The organism is Streptomyces sp. DvalAA-43, from assembly GCF_900091725.1.
Classification (GTDB): domain Bacteria; phylum Actinomycetota; class Actinomycetes; order Streptomycetales; family Streptomycetaceae; genus Streptomyces; species Streptomyces pulveraceus.
On sequence record NZ_FMBW01000040.1, the window covers coordinates 287,022 to 300,850 of the forward strand.

13 protein-coding genes are annotated in these 13,829 nt (G+C 71.5%); 8 read left to right on the forward strand and 5 right to left on the reverse strand.

Annotated elements, in window-relative coordinates:
• Window positions 1-2: 2 nt before the first annotated feature.
• Window positions 3-1,013 carry an amidohydrolase family protein gene (locus tag GA0115234_RS13910; RefSeq protein ID WP_093541378.1) on the forward strand — a complete coding sequence of 337 codons (1,011 nt, stop codon included), beginning with the start codon at window positions 3-5 and terminating at the stop codon, window positions 1,011-1,013.
• Between the two features lie 195 nt (window positions 1,014-1,208).
• On the opposite strand, the gene GA0115234_RS13915 is transcribed toward GA0115234_RS13910, so the two are convergent.
• From GA0115234_RS13915 to GA0115234_RS13925, 3 genes are all read right to left on the reverse strand, one after another.
• The gene (locus GA0115234_RS13915; RefSeq protein WP_093541380.1) at window positions 1,209-3,029 is read right to left on the reverse strand and encodes an acyl-CoA dehydrogenase family protein; all 1,821 of its coding nucleotides are present in this window, start codon (window positions 3,027-3,029) and stop codon (window positions 1,209-1,211) included.
• A gap of 158 nt (window positions 3,030-3,187) precedes the next feature.
• Window positions 3,188-4,144, reverse strand: coding sequence for a LysR substrate-binding domain-containing protein (locus GA0115234_RS13920; RefSeq protein ID WP_093541381.1), 957 nt, complete (start codon window positions 4,142-4,144; stop codon window positions 3,188-3,190).
• Between the two features lie 204 nt (window positions 4,145-4,348).
• Window positions 4,349-6,004, reverse strand: coding sequence for an FAD-binding dehydrogenase (locus GA0115234_RS13925; protein ID WP_093541383.1), 1,656 nt, complete (start codon window positions 6,002-6,004; stop codon window positions 4,349-4,351).
• Between the two features lie 233 nt (window positions 6,005-6,237).
• On the opposite strand from GA0115234_RS13925, the gene GA0115234_RS13930 reads away from it, so the two are divergent.
• From GA0115234_RS13930 to GA0115234_RS13955, 6 genes are all read left to right on the forward strand, one after another.
• Window positions 6,238-7,131: a DMT family transporter gene (locus GA0115234_RS13930; protein ID WP_093541385.1), complete on the forward strand. Its 894-nt coding sequence runs from the start codon at window positions 6,238-6,240 to the stop codon at window positions 7,129-7,131.
• 92 nt (window positions 7,132-7,223) lie between these two features.
• Complete coding sequence (locus GA0115234_RS13935; RefSeq protein ID WP_093541387.1) at window positions 7,224-7,853, forward strand: TetR/AcrR family transcriptional regulator; 630 nt, start codon at window positions 7,224-7,226, stop codon at window positions 7,851-7,853.
• Window positions 7,854-7,938: 85 nt separating this feature from the next.
• Window positions 7,939-8,712 carry a glucose 1-dehydrogenase gene (locus GA0115234_RS13940; protein WP_093541389.1) on the forward strand — a complete coding sequence of 258 codons (774 nt, stop codon included), beginning with the start codon at window positions 7,939-7,941 and terminating at the stop codon, window positions 8,710-8,712.
• A gap of 102 nt (window positions 8,713-8,814) precedes the next feature.
• Window positions 8,815-9,336, forward strand: a complete 522-nt coding sequence (locus tag GA0115234_RS13945; RefSeq protein WP_093541390.1) for an NUDIX hydrolase — start codon at window positions 8,815-8,817, stop codon at window positions 9,334-9,336.
• Window positions 9,337-9,380: 44 nt separating this feature from the next.
• On the forward strand, window positions 9,381-9,776 hold the full coding sequence (locus GA0115234_RS13950; RefSeq protein ID WP_093541392.1) for a YidH family protein: 396 nt from the start codon (window positions 9,381-9,383) through the stop codon (window positions 9,774-9,776).
• Window positions 9,773-10,084 carry a DUF202 domain-containing protein gene (locus GA0115234_RS13955; protein WP_093541394.1) on the forward strand — a complete coding sequence of 104 codons (312 nt, stop codon included), beginning with the start codon at window positions 9,773-9,775 and terminating at the stop codon, window positions 10,082-10,084. The genes GA0115234_RS13950 and GA0115234_RS13955 overlap by 4 nt, the downstream gene beginning before the upstream one ends.
• A gap of 154 nt (window positions 10,085-10,238) precedes the next feature.
• Here the strand turns inward: GA0115234_RS13955 and GA0115234_RS13960 are convergent, their stop codons facing one another.
• Together GA0115234_RS13960 and GA0115234_RS13965 are read right to left on the reverse strand one after the other, a co-directional pair.
• Entirely contained in the window at window positions 10,239-11,195 is a 957-nt protein-coding gene (locus GA0115234_RS13960; RefSeq protein ID WP_093541396.1) for an NADP-dependent oxidoreductase, read from the reverse strand.
• A gap of 67 nt (window positions 11,196-11,262) precedes the next feature.
• Entirely contained in the window at window positions 11,263-12,552 is a 1,290-nt protein-coding gene (locus GA0115234_RS13965) for a glucarate dehydratase family protein (RefSeq protein WP_093541398.1), read from the reverse strand.
• Window positions 12,553-12,804: 252 nt separating this feature from the next.
• Here GA0115234_RS13965 and GA0115234_RS13970 point away from each other — a divergent pair, with 252 nt between their 5' ends.
• On the forward strand, window positions 12,805-13,827 hold the full coding sequence (locus GA0115234_RS13970; protein ID WP_093541400.1) for a phosphotransferase family protein: 1,023 nt from the start codon (window positions 12,805-12,807) through the stop codon (window positions 13,825-13,827).
• The last annotated feature ends 2 nt before the right edge of the window (window positions 13,828-13,829 follow it).

The following is a 13,829-nucleotide window of genomic DNA, read 5'->3' on the forward strand; positions in this document are numbered from 1 at the left end:
GCGTGGACCGCACGATCGACGTACACACGCATTACGTTCCGCGCGGCTGGCCGGATCTGACGGCGGAGGCCGGTCCGGACGCTCCCTGGCTGCGGATCGAGTCCGAGTCCGACGCCATGATCATGATGGGTTCCAAGGAGTTCCGGCGGATCCAGGCCGATGCCTGGGACGCCGGGACCCGGCTGCGGGACATGGACGCGGACGGAGTGCACCGTCAAGTGGTCTCCCCCACACCGGCGTTCTTCACCTACGGGCGCAGCGGGGCCGAGGCCGCCAAGGTCTCGCGGATCTTCAACGATCTCGCGCTGGAGATCACCGCTCCGGCACCGGACCGGCTGATCCCGTTCTGCCAGGTGCCGTTGCAGGATCCCGACGCGGCCTGCCGCGAGCTGGAGCGGAGCATCGCCAACGGGCACCGGGGGGTGGAGATCGGCAACCATGTCGGGGATCGCGACCTGGACAGCGAAGGGGTCGTCACCTTCCTCCAGCACTGCGCCTCGCTCGATGTGCCGGTGTTCGTGCACCCCTGGGACATGGCGAGTTCGCCGCGACTGGACCGGTGGATGGCGCAGTGGCTCACGGCCATGCCCGCCGAGACCCACCTGTCGATCCTCGCGCTGATCCTGGGCGGGGTCTTCGACCGGATCGACGACCGGCTGAAGATCTGTTTCGCGCACGGCGGCGGCTCGTTCGCGTTCTGGCTCGGCCGGATGGAGAACGCCTGGCACGGCAGGAACGATGTCATCGGCACCTCGGAGCGCCCGCCCTCGCACTATCTGGGCCGGTTCTACGTCGATTCGGTCGTCTTCGACGACCGGGCCCTGCGGCTGCTGGTCGACACGGTCGGTGCGGACCGGGTGATGGTGGGCAGCGACTATCCGTACCCGCTGGGGGAACGGCCGGTCGGCCAGGTGGTCCGCAAGAGCGCCTTCCTCGACGACCGCAGCCGGGAGCTGATCACGCACGGCAACGCGGAACGCTTCCTGGGGCTGACGGGGGCGGACACGGCCTGAGGCTGTTCCGGGCCGGGAATCGTGTTCATGCGGCCGACGCGGCGTTCGAGGTGTCGGCGGCCGTTCTCGCGCGCACCTCTTCTCCTCCGCACCTCTTGTGCGCGGTTCTCGTCCCATGCGCCGTGTCCGCGTCCACGGCGTGGAGCGGGCCGCACCCGTCCCCCGGGTGCGGCCCGTTCCTCCCTGCCCGGGGGCTCACCCGGGCAGCAGGGCGTCGTCGAAGCCCCCGGGGCGGTTGATGGGATGGTCGAGGAGAACCTCGTCCGCGATGGCGAATCCGTTCGTGAGGGTCATGGCGTGGGGTGCGAGGTCCTCGACGGCGCTCTCGGCCGCGTCGGGAAGCCGCCTCACCTGATCATTGGTCAGATATCCCTCCGCGAGCAGGTCTCCGCTGTGCGCCGCGACACGGCGCAGGGCGAACAGGCGGTGCAGCAGAAGCAACTGGCGCCGCGCCTCGGGGTCCGGAGCCTGGGCGGCCGCGTCCAGAAGAGCTTGGGCGGCCTGGGCGTGGGCGTAGGCGTCGACCAGTTCCAGAGCCGGTGTGACGGTGGCGTTCCATCGGTTGAGGGGATCGCCGGCCTTTCCGCTGCGCAGGCGGGTACGTGCGCGCTGGTGCCAGATGCGCTCGATGCCCGCCAACAGGTCCTGGAGGAAGTCCGGGTCGCCGAGGTCGCGGTCCCCGGGCGCCGCCTCATGGGGCTCCTTCGGGGTGAAGTGTCCGAGGAGCATCTCGCCGGCGGCCTTGACCCAGATGACAAGGTTGTCGCCTTCCGCCGTGATGGTCCCCTCGTTGGCTGCCAGCTGGCCCGCGATTCCGTTGGCCAGAAAGAGCCCCTGCGCGCCGCAGCGTTCGCGGCACTCGGTCATGACGGCGCGGGCCCGCCAGGTGATCCAGCCCTTGGCTATGGCGGCGAACCGCTCGCCGCTCTCCCGCTCCGACTCCGGTGCCTGCGCCCACCGCCGTACCGCGGCCCGGTGCAGAAGGGTCGCGGCGTAGCCGGTGGCGAGGGCGTCGACGAGCGGGGCGTGGTGGCTGCGGTGAGCGAACAACGGGACGCTGCCGCGGGCCGACACACCGGAGGTCTGCCGTGTATGGGCATGCCGTACGGCCACGGCGAGCGCGTGGCGCATGACACCGAGGCTGTAGCCGCTCATGCAGAGCTTGCCGGCGGTGACGCGGCCGATGGAGTGCAGAAAACGCTTGCGGGGGCTGCCGATCGAGCTGGTGAAGTCGCCTTCCGGCGTGAGGCGCCCGTGGTCGGACTGCAGGAGTGCGTCGTACGGCAGCCGGACGTGGTCGAAGGAGGTGACGGAGTGGTCGACAGGGGCGGTGGCCGTCTGCGGCAGCCTGCGTATCCCGACTCCGGGCATGGGGAGCCCGGCGTCGTCGCTGAGCCGGGTGAGGAACAGGAAGACGCCCCGGTCCTTGCCGTCCGTGATCAGCCGGGCGGCGACGACAGCGGACTTGGGACCGCCGGTGGAGCTGGTGTTCGGCATGAACTTGGCCGCGGCCGCACGGGGAGTGTGCAGCACGAACTCGCCCGTGGTGCGGTCGTACGTGGCGGTGGTCTCCAGCTGCGAGGCGCTGTTGCCGTGCCCGGCCTCCGTGCACAGGAACGTTCCCGTACGCCGCAGACGGGCGAACTCCCCCAGGTCGCGCTTCGGACCCGATGCGTGGTCGACGAGGCTGCCGAGGAAGAGGTTGTAGTGGATGCTCGCCACGGTTCCCAGGCCCGCGTCCACCGGGCCGACCCATTCGTGGAGTGCCGCGAGTCGTTCCACGTCGGCCACGAAGTCCTCCGGTTCTTCGAGCGCCTCGTTGATCAGGTGTAAACGCTCGTAGGACAGCGCGGCGCGTTCATCGGGTGACAGCCCTTCCCGGAAGCGGAACGGCTCGGTGCTGAACAGCTTGCGCCAGGGCTCGTGGAGCTGCGCCAGTTGTTCGCCGAAGAGCGCCCGCGTCAGCGCGGCAACGGTTGAAGTCGCCTGGTCAGAGGGGAGAGAGGTGTTGATCACGCTTCGGAACGCTAGCTCATACGTTCGGTGAGCACGGCGTGATGATCAACACGATTGAGATCATGGAAAGGGCGGTACATGCCCGCCCCGAGGCACCGGCAGTCCTGCTCGGTGCAGGGAATGTGCGGGGGGCCAAAACGCAGTGGCCGCCCGGTCCGTCAGCGCGGGAGGGAGTCGTCGCCGTCCGTGCCCTGCGGGGCCATTCCGGCGGCGATGTCCTCCAGGCTCCGGATCAGCGCCTGCGCGGAGGGGCCCAGCGCGCGGGCGGCCGACAGGGTCAGCCCGACGCTGTGGCCGATCGGGTCCAGCGGTACCGCCAGCCTGACGATCCGGGTGTCATCCCGGGTGATCAGGCTGGGCAGCGCCGCCACGACGTCGGTCTCCAAAAGGAGTTGACGGACCGTCAGGAATGAGGTCGTCTCGACCCGGTTCATCGGCAGCGGCATGCCGTGCCGGGCGAAGAACTCCTCGATCTCCCGTCGCAACGCGGTCTCCGCGCCCGGCAGGATCCAGGGATAGTCCGGCAGGTCCGCGAGCTCCACCGCGCTCTGCCCGGCCAGCGGGTGCGAGGCCCTGACCACGAGTTCGACCGACTCGTCGTAGAGCTTGCGGCGTACCGTCCGCTCGTCGGAGGGGACGGTGAGCCGGCCGACGACGAAGTCGATCCGGCCGGCCTCCAGCTCCAGGAGCAGAGCCTCCGGCGACGCCTCCCGGACGATCACCGTCAGATAGGGGCGCTTCTTCTTGATGTCGGCGATGGCCCGCGGCAGGAGCACATTGGAACCGGCCAGATGGGTGCCGACGATGACCGTGCCGCGGTCGGCGTCGGCCAGCTCCACCACATGGCGGCCCGCCTGCGCGAGCTGGGCGAGCACGGACCGGGCGTGCTCGGTGAAGGCCTCTCCGAACACGGTGGCGGTGACGCCCCGGGGTCCGCGTTCGTAGAGCGGGACGCCGAGGATGTCCTCCAGCTCGTGCAGACTGCGGGTGGCGGCGGGCTGGGTCACATGGAGCTCCGCGGCGGCGCCGACGACACTTCCCTGCCGGGAGAGCGCGTCGACGAGGACCAGGTGGCGGAGCTTCAGCCGGCCGTCGAGGAGACGCGGGATCTTCACGTCACGACCCTATCCACGTCCGCCGGGGACGGGGCGGGCGACCCTGGACCGTACGGAACGGGCAGCGGGCCCGTATCGCGCTGCCCGTCGACGGGCGGCGGGCCGGTACCAGTGCCCATGGACGGGCGGCGGGCCTGTACCAGTGCCCATGGACGGGCGGCGGGCCGGTACCGGTGCCCGTTCTGCCCGCCCCGGCCGACCGTCCTATCCGACCGCCTTCGCCGCCGCCCGCCCCGCCGCGCGGCCGGAGAATATGCAGCCGCCGAGGAAGGTCCCTTCCAGCGAGCGGTAGCCGTGCACCCCGCCGCCGCCGAACCCGGCCGCCTCCCCCGCCGCGTACACACCGGCCAGGGGGGTGCCGTCCGCGGTCAGTACCCGGGAGGACAGGTCGGTCTCCAGCCCGCCGAGCGACTTGCGGGTCAGGATGTTCAGCCGTACGGCGATCAGCGGGCCGGCCTTGGGGTCGAGGATGCGGTGCGGCGCGGCCGTGCGGATCAGCTTGTCGCCGAGGTAGGCGCGGGCCCCGTGGATCGCGGTGATCTGGAGGTCCTTGGTGAACGGGTTGGCGATCTCGCGGTCGCGTGCGGTGATCTCGCGGCGCAGTTCGGCCTCGTCGATCAGCGCCTCCCCGGTGAGCGCGTTCATGCCCCGGACGAGCGCGGCGAGGTCCTTCTCGACGACGAAGTCCACTCCGTTGTCCATGAACGCCTTCACCGGGGCCGGTACGTCGGCCCGCGCCCGGCCGATCACGTCGCGGATCGACTTTCCGGTCAGATCCGGGTTCTGCTCGGAGCCGGAGAGCGCGAACTCCTTGCCGATGATCCTCCGGTCGAGGACGAACCAGGTGTGGTCGTGGCCGGACCTCATGATGTGTTCGAGGGTGCCGAGGGTGTCGAAGCCCGGGAAGAGCGGGACCGGCAGCCGCTTGCCGCGGGCGTCGAACCAGAGCGAGGACGGTCCGGGCAGGATCCGGATGCCGTGCTTGGCCCAGATCGGGTTCCAGTTCTCGATGCCCTCGGTGTAGTGCCACATCCGGTCGCGGTTGATGTGGTGGGCGCCCGCCTCCTCGGCGATGCCGAGCATGAGCCCGTCGACATGGGCGGGTACGCCGGAGAGCATCTTCGCGGGCGGGGTGCCGAGCCGGGCGGGCCACTGCTTGCGCACCAGGTCGTGGTTGCCGCCGATGCCGCCGGAGGTGACGATCACCGCCTGGGCCCTCAGCTCGAAGGTGCCGGTCGCCCGGCGGCTGCTCGCGGTGCCCCGGGCGGCGGCGCTCGGTTCCAGCACCTCGCCGGTGACCGTGTCGACGACGCCCGCGGTGCGGCCCAGGCCGGTGACCCGGTGGCGGAACGCGAACGTCACGAGCCCCTTGGCGACGCCCGCGCGGACCCGGCGCTCGAAGGGGGCGACGATGCCGGGGCCGGTGCCCCAGGTGATGTGGAAGCGGGGTACGGAGTTGCCGTGGCCGGTCGCGTCGTAGCCGCCGCGCTCGGCCCAGCCGACGACGGGGAAGATCCGCACCCCCTGGGCGTGCAGCCAGGAGCGCTTCTCACCGGCCGCGAAGTCGACGTACGCCTCGGCCCACTTCCGCGGCCAGTGGTCCTCCTCGCGGTCGAAGCCCGCCGTGCCGAGCCAGTCCTGGAGGGCCAGCTCATGGCTGTCCTTCACCCGCATGCGGCGCTGCTCGGGCGAGTCGACGAGGAAGAGGCCGCCGAAGGACCAGTGCGCCTGGCCGCCGAGGGACTGCTCGGGCTCCTGGTCGAGCAGGATCACCGAGCGGCCCGCGTCCACCAGCTCGGCGGTGGCCACCAGACCGGCGAGCCCGGCCCCGATCACGATCACATCAGCGTCGTACGCCATGGGTTCCATCCTTGTCGGGGCGATCCGGTCACGGCCGCGGTCCCTCTCCGGCGCTGTGCCGGAGACGTCCCCGGAGACGTCCCCGGAGCCGGAAGTTACTCGTGCGTCAGATCTTCTGCACCGGCCGCTGCGGCGTCAACCGCCCGGTCGGCCGCGCTCCGGCCGCACCCGTGGGACACAGGCGCTATCGTCGATACAAATCACCCACTTCTGGCCTGACTTGAGGTAGAAGCGTGTCGGTGCTGGTCCTCGTGCTCGCCGTGAGTGCCGCCTGCTGCCTGGGCTTCGGTTTCGTCCTGCAGCAGGCCGCCGCCTCGCACGCCCCGAGGAGCGACTATCTCTCGCCCCGGCTGCTGCTGGACCTGATGCGGGTGCCGAGCTGGCTGGCCGGGATCGGGCTGATGGTCTGCGGCATGGTGCTGGGCGCCCTGGCCCTGGGCAAGGGCGAGGTGTCCGTCGTCGAACCCCTCCTCGCGACCAATCTGCTCTTCGCGATGGCCCTGTCACGCCATCGCACCGGCCAGCGGCTCGGCCGTCAGGGCTGGGCCGGGCTCTGGCTGCTGGCCGGCGGGGTCGCCGCCTTTCTGCTGGCGGGCCAGCCGCAGGGCGGCGCGGCGGTGACCAGTCCGCTGCGGCACTGGCTGGTGATCGGCGTGGTCGTGGGCACCGCACTGCTGCTGACCGCCGTCGCCAAACGCTCCCGTTCGACGGCCGCCCCCGCGCTGCTCGCGGTGGCGGCCGGGCTGCTGTACGGACTCCAGGACGCGCTCACCCGGGTCAGCGGCCAGCGGCTGTCCGGCGGCGGGTGGACGGCGCTGGTGACGGGGTGGCAGCCGTACGCGGTGGTGGTGCTGGGGGTGACGGGGCTGCTGCTGGTGCAGAGCGCTTTCGAGACGGGCCCGCTCCGGGTCTCGCTGCCCCCGCTGACCGCCTCCCAGCCACTGGCCGGGATCGCCTGCGGCGTCGGCTTCCTCGGCGACCGGCTGCGCACCGACACCGGCGCGCTGGCCTGGCAGGCCGCCGGTCTCGCGGCGATCGTCATCGGGATCGTGCTGCTCGGGCTGCATCCGGCGATGCCGGAGGGGCCGGTGGGCGGGCGCCGCGAGAAGAGCCTCCAGCCGAACTGAGCGGGCCGTCCGGTCCGGGGAGGCCGCCCGCACTGGTTGCGGGGAGGCCGCCCGCACTGGTTTTTAATAATGGCCAGCATTACAGTGGCCCCATGGCGCGAACGTCCGGACAGGAAACCAGGGACAAGCTGATCCGCGCGGCCGAGGAGGTCTTCGCCGCGCAGGGCCCGGACGGCGCCCAGCTGCGCGACATCGTCCGGCTGGCCGGGCAGAGCAACCCCTCCGCGGTCCAGTACCACTTCGGCTCCCGGGCCGGGCTGCTCGACGCCGTGATGGCGGGCCGCCAGGCCCGTACGGAACGGGTGATAGCCCCCCTGCTCGACGCGCTGGGCGCGGACTGCGGCGTACGGGAGCTGCTCACCGCGCTGGTGACGGCCGAGGCGAGCCTGCTCGCCGACGACCGCGGCCGCCGCTGTCTGCGGATCTCGGCCAGGCTCAGCCATGAGACCGGGCTGCGCACCGGCCGGCTGCACCCGGTCCTGGACGGTACCCACTACGGGCGCCTGATCGCCCGGGTCGGCGACTGCCTGGGCGGCCTGCCCGGTCCGGTGCGCCTGGAGCGCCTGGACCTGGCGCTCACCCTGATCGGCGCGGCGCTGGCCGACCGCGCCCGCCAGCGTCTCGACGGCACCGAACCGCTGACCGGCGACGAGCTCTTCCTCGCCGATCTCGTCGAGACCACCACCGCGTTCCTGCACGCCCCCGTGCCGGGCGGCGCGTGACCACGCGCGTCCCCCCGGCCATCGCACCACTCGCACCATTCACCACCGGCACCACTTGCCACCTGCACCACATGAAGGAAGCGACATGACCGACAAGAGCAACCTCAGCGACAAGACCGTCATCATCACCGGCGGCGCCCGGGGCCTGGGCGCCGAGGCCGCCCGCCTCGCGGTGGCGGGCGGCGCCCGTGTGGTGATCACCGACGTGCTCGACGAGGAGGGCGCCGCCACCGCCGCGGAGCTGGGGGCCAACGCCCGCTTCGTGCACCACGACGTGACCTCCGAGGAGGACTGGCAGCGCGTCGCGGAGTTCGCCCTCGCCGAGTTCGGACGGATAGACGGGCTGGTCAACAACGCCGGGGTGTCGACCGGTCAGCCGCTGGAGACCGAGACGGTCGAGCACTTCCGCAAGGTCATCGACATCAACCTGACAGCCGTCTTCATCGGCATGAAGACGGTGATCCCGGTGATGAAGGAGAACGGCGGCGGTTCGATCGTCAACATCTCCTCGGCCGCCGGTCTGATGGGCCTCGCCCTGACCTCCAGCTACGGCGCCTCGAAGTGGGGCGTACGCGGGCTGACCAAGGTCGGCGCGGTGGAGCTCGGCACGGCGAGGATCCGGGTGAACTCGGTGCACCCGGGCATGGTCTACACGCCGATGACCGCGTCCGTCGGCATCCAGCAGGGCGAGGGCAACTACCCGAACACCCCGATGGGCCGGGTCGGCGAGGCCCCGGAGATCGCGGAGGCGGTCGCCTTCCTGCTCTCGGACGCCGCCTCGTACATCACCGGTGCCGAGCTGGCCGTGGACGGCGGCTGGACCACGGGCCCGACCGTCAAGTACGTCATGGGTCAGTGACCGTCCACGTCACGTATCCGTCTTGGAGCAGTGACCGTCCACGTCACGTCACCGTCCTGGGTCGGTGATCGTCCCGTGATGGTCTGATGTTGGATGAGGAGCATGACTCCTTCTGACGAGATCCTGGACATCGTCGACGAGAACGACGTGGTCGTGGGGCAGGCCCCGCGCGGTGAGGCGACCGCGCGGGGCCTTCGCCATCGCTGTGCCTTCATCGAGGTCCGGGATGCGGAGGGGCGGCTCTTCGTGCACCGCAGGACCCCGGGCAAGCTGGTCTTCCCGTCCCACTACGACATGTTCGTCGGCGGGGTGGTCGGCGCCGGTGAGTCGTACGACGAGGCGGCGCTGCGGGAGGCCGGGGAGGAGCTCGGGGTGTCCGGGCTCCCCCGGCCGGAACCGCTCTTCAAGTTCCTCTACGAGAACGCCGGGCACTCCTGGTGGTCGTACGTCTACCAGGTACGGTGCGAGCTGCCGGTGAACCCGCAGGTGGAGGAGGTCGCCTGGCACACCTTCCTCACCGATGACGAGCTGGCCCAGCGGATCGGCGAGTGGGAGTGGGTGCCGGACGGCCTGGAGGCGTACCACCGGCTGCGGGCCTTCCGGGCGGCCGGAACGGCCTCCTGAGTCCGGACGGCGGTCACCCGCGAAGCCGAAGATAAGGTTCACACGTGAACGAATTCGTACAGAGCCTGCGGCTGTGGTTCGCGCCGCAGCGCATCCGCGACGAGGGCGACACCCCCGACTACCGGTTCTCGCTCGCCAACGAGCGCACCTTCCTCGCCTGGATCCGGACGGCCCTGGCGCTGATCGGCGGCGGCTTCGCGGTCGACCAGTTCCTGCCGGAGCTGGCCTGGGGCATCCGGGCCGGGCTGGCGCTCGCGCTGCTTGCGGCCGGTGTGCTGTGCGCGCTGCGGGCGGTCAACCACTGGGTGCGGTGCGAACGGGCGATGCGGCGCGGCGAGGATCTGCCGGTCTCGCGGTTCCCGACGCTGCTCGGTCTGGCCGTCGGGGTCGTCGCCGTGGCGATGGTGGTGGTGGTCCTCTTCGGCTGGGAGGGCCGGTGACCACCACGGAGCGCGACCCCGGGCTGCAGCCCGAGCGGACCCGGCTGGCCTGGCGGCGTACGACGCTGTCGTGCACGGTGGTGGCGCTGCTGGCGGTGCGGCAGGCGCTGTACGGCGGGGCGGGCCCGGCCGCGATCGTGGCGGCGTCGCTGAGCGCGCTGGCCTGGCTCGGCTTTCTGCGGGTGGCGCATCTGCGGATGCTCGGGGTGGGGACCGCGCGGCCGCAGCCGCTGTCTCCGCGCGGCGCGCTGACCGCGGCGGCGTGCACGGTCGCGCTCGCGGTGTGCGCCGCGGCCATGCTGTTCTGAGCCGTGCCGCGCTGTTCGGACCGAGCGGATCGGAGCTGTTCGGACCGAGCCGTTCGCCGTGCCGTTCGCGAGCAGCTCGCGCGGCTCCGGGTCGTCGGGCGGGCCCTTCCGGGCCGCCCCGATCCGATCCGGTATCAGGGCGGGTTGCGGGGCGTCAGAGATCCGTCCGGACGTCCGGGACCTCCCACGGGACGGTGACGACGATCTTTCCGCGGGTGCGCCCCTGCTCGTTCAGCCGGTAGGCGTCCGCCGCCCGCTCCAGCGGGAAGACCTCTTCCACATGGACCGAGACGATGCCCTGCTCGGCCAGTTCGGCCAGCCGGGTGAGGTCGGTCGCGTCCGGGCGTACATAGGCGTAGTGGCCGCCGTACGCGAGGACCTCGCCGTCCGCGATGGAGGCCAGGCGGCCCCCGGGCTTCAGCACGTCGGCGGAGACCCGGAGCGCCTCCCCGCCGACGGTGTCGAACGCGGCGTCGAAGCCGTCCGGGGCCAGGGCCCGCAGCCGGTCGGCGAGGCCGTCCCCGTAGGCCACCGGTTCCCCGCCGAGCTGCCGGACATGGTCGTGGTTGTGCTCGCTCGCGGTGCCGATGACGCGGGCGCCGGTGTGCCGGGCGAGCTGGACGGCGAACGAGCCCACCCCGCCGGCCGCCGCGTGGACGAGGACCGTCTCGCCCTCGCGGATCCTCAGGGTGCGGTGCAGGACCTGGTAGGCGGTGAGACCGGCCAGCGGGAGGCCCGCCGCCTCCTCGAAGCTCAGGCTCAGCGGCTTGCGGGCGAGGGTGCGCACGGGTGCGGCGACGTACTCGGCGAAGGTGCCGCGGCTGAGGAAGTCCTCCCGTACGTAGCCGATGACCTCGTCCCCGACCGCGAACTCGTCGACGGCCGCGCCGGGCTGCACGACGACTCCGGACACGTCCCAGCCGGGGATCACCGGGAACACGGCGTCCAGGGCGGCGTCGAGGTAGCCCTCGCGGGCCTTCCAGTCGACCGGGTTGACGGCCGCCGCCCGCACCTTCACCAGGACGGTGTCCGGGCCGACCTTGGGGTCGGGCCGCTCGCCGTACTCCAGGACGTCGGCCCCGCCGTACGCGCTGTAACTGATCGCCTTCATGCACCGACCATCTGTGCGGGTCCGGGTCCCCGCAACTCAGGCCGGTGCGTCCCGGGCGGCGGGCCCGTCACCAGCGCGGGATCGTCGGCGTCTCCCACCCCGGCTCGGCCTTGCGCATCGCGGCCGCGTCGTCGCGCTCGCGCATGGTGCCGTCGTCGTCGAGCCAGCGCCGGTGCAGCGCGGCCAGGCGCTCGCGGTCGAGTTCGACACCGAGCCCGGGTGCGTCGGAGACGGCGAGCCGGCCGTCCTCGAAGACATGGCGGGCGGTGATGACGTCCTCGGTCTGCCAGGGGTAGTGGCTGTCGCAGGCGTAGTCGAGGTTGGGAACGGTGGCCGCCACATGGGTCATCGCGGCGAGGCTGATGCCGAGGTGGGTGTTGGAGTGCATGGAGAGCCCGACACCGAAGGTGCGGCAGATCCCGGCCAGCTCACGGGTGCGGTGCAGTCCGCCCCAGTAGTGGTGGTCGGAGAGGACGACCTGCACGGCGCCGCGGGCGAAGGCCTCCGGCACCTCGGCGAGGGTGGTCACGCACATGTTGGTGGCCAGCGGCACATCGGTGCCCGCGGCGACGGAGGCCATCAGGTCCGTGCCGCTCGCCGGGTCCTCCAGGTATTCGAGTACGTCCTTCAGCTGCTCGGCGACGTACAGCGAGGTCTCGACGGACCAGGCCCCGTTGGGGTCCAGGCGCAGGGGCTGTCCGGGGAACTCCTCGGCCAGGGCGCGGATCGCGGCGATCTCCCGGTCGGGCTCGAAGACGCCGCCCTTGAGCTTGAAGGAGGAGAAGCCGTACGCGCGGGCGAAGCGGCGCGCCTGGGCGACGACGCCGGCCGGGTCGAGAGCGGCGTCCCAGTCGTCCTGCTCGCCACCCTCGGGGTGGGCGGCCCAACGGTAGAAGAGGTAGGCGCTGTACTCGACGCTGTCGCGGACCTTGCCGCCCAGCAGGGCGTGCACGGGGAGGCCGAGGGCCTTGCCCAGCGCGTCCAGGCAGGCGACCTCGAAGCCGGAGACGACGGAGAGCCGGAGCTTGTCGGCGGTCTGGACGCCGCGCAGTCCGCCCGCGTCGACCCGGTCGTCGGCCGCGCGTGAATCACCGCACACCTCGTCGGCCAGGGTGAACAGGCCGTTCAGATCGCTGACCGGGCGTCCGATGAGTGCGGTGGCGAGCTGCCGGGCGAGTTCGAGGTACTTGCCGTCCCCGTACGTCTCGCCGATTCCGGTGACTCCACCCCGGGTGACGACCTCCACGATCAGCCGGGGGGTGTAGGGCTGGTGGACGCCCTGGGTGTTGAGCAGGGGCGGGTCGGCTATCAGGATCGGGGTCAACCGGACTTCGTCGATCAGCAGCTCTGTATTCATACGTGAACCCTATTCAGGGATACGACTGAATGCCAGACTCCGGGCCAACTCGAAGGTGAGTCCGAGGTGACTCGACAGACGACTCGACAGACGGGTCGACAGGCGAGTCCGGGGCGATCCCCGGCCGAGCCCGCCCGAAGAATCCGGCCCCGCGCCCACCCGATGGATCCGGGACACGTACTGGACGACATACCGACTGGTCGGCATGATGGTTCCCGACCGTCTCTCACGTCACCCCCGGAGGTGCGCACGATGAGCCCCGTCCCCCCGCCAGGCCTTGACCTCGACCGGCTGCGCGGGCACCTCGACCGCGAGCGGCCGGGGCTGGTGAGCGGACCGCTCGAAGCCCGGCTGATCGAGGGCGGCCGGTCGAACCTGACGTACATCGTCACGGACGGCGCCGGCCGCTGGGTGGTCCGCAGGCCGCCGCTGGGCCATGTGCTGGCCACCGCGCACGACATGGGGCGCGAGCACCGGGTGATCAGCGCCCTGCACCCGACGGCCGTTCCGGTGCCCGAACCGGTGCTGCTCTGCGAGGACGACTCGGTGATCGGCTCGTCCTTCTACGTCATGGAGTACGTCGAGGGCACCCCGTACCGCACCGCCGAACAGCTCACCCCGCTGGGCGCCGAGCGCACCCGGGAGGCGGTCCTCGGGCTCGTCGACACCCTCGTCGCCCTGCACGCCGTGGATCCGGCGGCCGTCGGGCTCGGCGACTTCGGGCACCCCGAGGGCTTCCTCGACCGGCAGCTGCGCCGTTGGGGCAAGCAGCTGGACGCGTCGCGCAACCGCGAACTGCCCGGCATCGACGCACTGCACGCCGCACTCGGGCGGGAGCTGCCCGTCTCGCCCGCGCCCACCGTGGTGCACGGCGACTACCGGCTGGACAACGTCCTGATCGGCACCGACGACCGGATCAAGGCCGTCCTCGACTGGGAGATGTCGACGCTCGGCGATCCGCTGACCGACCTCGGCCTGCTGGTGATGTACAGCTCCGACCTCGGCCTGGCCGATTCGCCGGTCTCCACCACCAGCGGCGCTGCGGGCCACCCCTCCCCCGCCGAACTGATCGAGCGCTACGCCGCCCGCTCGGGCCGGGACACCTCCGCCCTCTCCTGGTACACGGCGTTCGCCTGGTTCAAGCTCGCCGTGATCCTGGAGGGCATCCACTACCGCTACACCCTGGGCCAGACCGTCGGCGCCGGCTTCGACCGCATCGGCGATCTCGTCCCCGTCTTCATCGAGCACGGCCTCACCACCCTCCAGGAAGGCTGATC

Bases quoted from the DNA above. Each gene is read 5' to 3' on its own strand.
- GA0115234_RS13925 (WP_093541383.1), bottom strand. From the start codon at position 6,004: ATGGCGTACGACGCTGATGTGATCGTGATCGGGGCCGGGCTCGCCGGT.
- GA0115234_RS13935 (WP_093541387.1), top strand. From the start codon at position 7,224: ATGGCGCGAACGTCCGGACAGGAAACCAGGGACAAGCTGATCCGCGCG.
- GA0115234_RS13940 (WP_093541389.1), top strand. From the start codon at position 7,939: ATGACCGACAAGAGCAACCTCAGCGACAAGACCGTCATCATCACCGGC.
- GA0115234_RS13945 (WP_093541390.1), top strand. From the start codon at position 8,815: ATGACTCCTTCTGACGAGATCCTGGACATCGTCGACGAGAACGACGTG.
- GA0115234_RS13960 (WP_093541396.1), bottom strand. From the start codon at position 11,195: ATGAAGGCGATCAGTTACAGCGCGTACGGCGGGGCCGACGTCCTGGAG.
- GA0115234_RS13965 (WP_093541398.1), bottom strand. From the start codon at position 12,552: ATGAATACAGAGCTGCTGATCGACGAAGTCCGGTTGACCCCGATCCTG.
- GA0115234_RS13970 (WP_093541400.1), top strand. From the start codon at position 12,805: ATGAGCCCCGTCCCCCCGCCAGGCCTTGACCTCGACCGGCTGCGCGGG.